Source organism: Micromonospora sp. NPDC048842, from assembly GCF_040649935.1.
In the GTDB taxonomy this organism is placed as follows: Bacteria; Actinomycetota; Actinomycetes; order Mycobacteriales; family Micromonosporaceae; genus Micromonospora; species Micromonospora hortensis.
Map to the genome: position 1 here is coordinate 1 of NZ_JBEZGK010000053.1, position 2,276 is coordinate 2,276.

The 2,276-nt window shown below is 72.0% G+C and carries 1 protein-coding gene; it reads right to left on the bottom strand.

Features of this window, described 5'->3' with window-relative positions:
• Positions 1-2,255 (bottom strand): condensation domain-containing protein (locus tag AB0C19_RS33500; protein ID WP_357191975.1); only part of this gene is annotated, 2,255 nt, incomplete at its 3' end.
• Between the last annotated feature and the right edge of the window lie 21 nt (positions 2,256-2,276).

A 2,276-nucleotide genomic window follows, 5' to 3' on the forward strand; every position in this document is an offset into this window, starting at 1 on the left:
GCATGCGAAACCTCCACACCCTTAGGCCGACCCGTCGACCCCGACGTGAAAATCACATACGCCAAACCACCCACCACATCCACCCGCGACACCGGGTCGGCGGGTCCGTCCTGCACGGAGCCGGTGAGCAGCAGGTCGGTGGAGCCGAAGCGGTCCGCGTACGAGCCGGACGTCACCGCGACCGAGACGCCGGCGGTGTCCACCATCGCGGCGATGCGCTCGGCCGGGTAGGACGGGTCGACCGGCACGTAGGCGGCTCCGGCCTTCCAGACGCCGAGCAGCGCGGCGACCAGGTCGGGGCTGCGGTCGAGCAGGACGGCGACGCGGGACTCGGTGCGGACACCGCGTTCCCGGAGGGCGCGCGCGAAGCGGTTGGCGCGCTGATCGAGGTCGGCGTACGTCACCACCTCGTCGTCGGACCGCAGGGCGACGGCGTCCGGGTTCTGCGCGGCCTGGGCCTCGAACAGCTGCAACACCGTCAGCGGCGCGACCTCCACAGCCGACTCGTTCCAACGGACCAGAACCCGCTCGCGCTCCTCCACCGACAGGTACGACGCCAGCGCATCACCACCGGCACCCGCCGCCATCGACTCGAGCACCCGCCGGTACAGGCCCACCAGGGACTCCGCCGACTCCCGTGACAGGGCGTGCGTGTGCGTGGTGAGCAGGAGATAGCCGCCGACGGCGGAGACCGCCAGGCCGAACTCGGTCGCGCCCTCGCCCACGCTCTGCTCGGAGTCCACCAGGTCGGTGTCGACGTGGTCGAAGTCCTGGTAGCTGAACCGGACGTCGAGCAGCCGGTCCACCGCGGCGAGGCGCTGCACGGCCGGCATCGGGTAGCGGCGGTGGCCCCAGACCTCGGTCTCCCTGAGGAATACCCGGCGGACGAGATCGTCCCAGGTGCGCGCGCCGCGGTCGAAGGCGAACGGCAGCGTGTTGAGGTACATGCCGTACACCTGGTCGGCACCGGGCGCCTCTGGCCGGGCACTGAACACCAGGCCGGTGAAGAACGCCTCGTCGGGGGTGAGGATGCTCATGACCTTGAGGTGGGCGGCCAGCAGCACGCTCTTGAGCGAGGCCCCCGACTGGACGGCGAGGCCGCGCAGTCCCGCTTCGAGGTCGCGCAGCGGCACGGCGACGCGGTACTTCTCGCGCGGCTGCGACGCATCCCCGGCCCACGCCGGCGGCAGGGTGAACCGGGCGTACCCGTCCACCACCGACCGCCAGTAGTCCCGGTCCTCGTCGGAGGCCAGGGAGCGCCCCTCGGCCGCGATGAAGTCCGCGTACCGCACCGCCGGGGCGGACCGCTCGGTGACCGGCTCGCCGTCGCGGAGCCGGGCGTACTCGGTCAGCAGTTCCATCAGCAGTGCGCGGTGGCTCCAACCCTCGGTGATGGCGTGGCACACCGTCACGGTCAGCCACCAGGCGTCGTCCTCGAGGTGGGCTGTCATGCGCAGCAGCGGGGCCTGCTCGAGGTCGAACAGCGTGGCGCGCTCCCGAGCGGCGAGGTCGGCCAGCGCCTTGCGGCGCGCGTCCTCGTCCAGCCCGCGCAGGTCGCCGAACGCCACCGGGATCTCCGCGGTGGCGCGCACGACCTGCAGCGGCACCGACCACGAGTCGAGGTGGAAGGACGTACGCAACATCTCGTGCCGCTCAGTCACGACGGCGGCCGCGGCGCGCAGTGCCTCCTCGGCGAAGGGTGAGCCGTCACGGACCCGGAACGACGACACGTTGTGGTAGGCGTGCTGCTCGCGGTCGGCGAACATCTCGACGAGCATGCCGAGCTGCACCTGCGACAGCGGGTACGCGTCCACCGCGTCCGCCGGCAGCTTCGCCCGGTCGTCCTCGCCGATCTGGGCGAAGGGGGCCACGTACTCCTCGACCTCGGCGGCGCCGGGCCGTCCGGTCAGGAACTCGCAGAGCTCGGCGACCGTACGGTGCTCGAAGACCTCCCGGACCCCGACGTCGAAGCCGGCGCCTCGCAGCGCGCCGACGAGCGCCACCGCGCGGATCGAGTGGCCGCCCAGCTCGAAGAAGCCGTCGGTGACGCCGACTCGCTCGCGGCCGAGGACGTCGGCCCAGATCTGCGCGACCCGCTCCTCGGTGACCGTACGGGGTGCGACGTAGCCGTCGTCCGCTCCGGGAACGTCGTCCGGGGACGGCAGGGCCCGCCGGTCGACCTTGCCGTTGGCGTTGAGTGGGATGACGTCGAGACCGACGAACGCGGACGGGACCATGTACTCCGGCAACCGCACCCGGCACCACTGACCCAACTC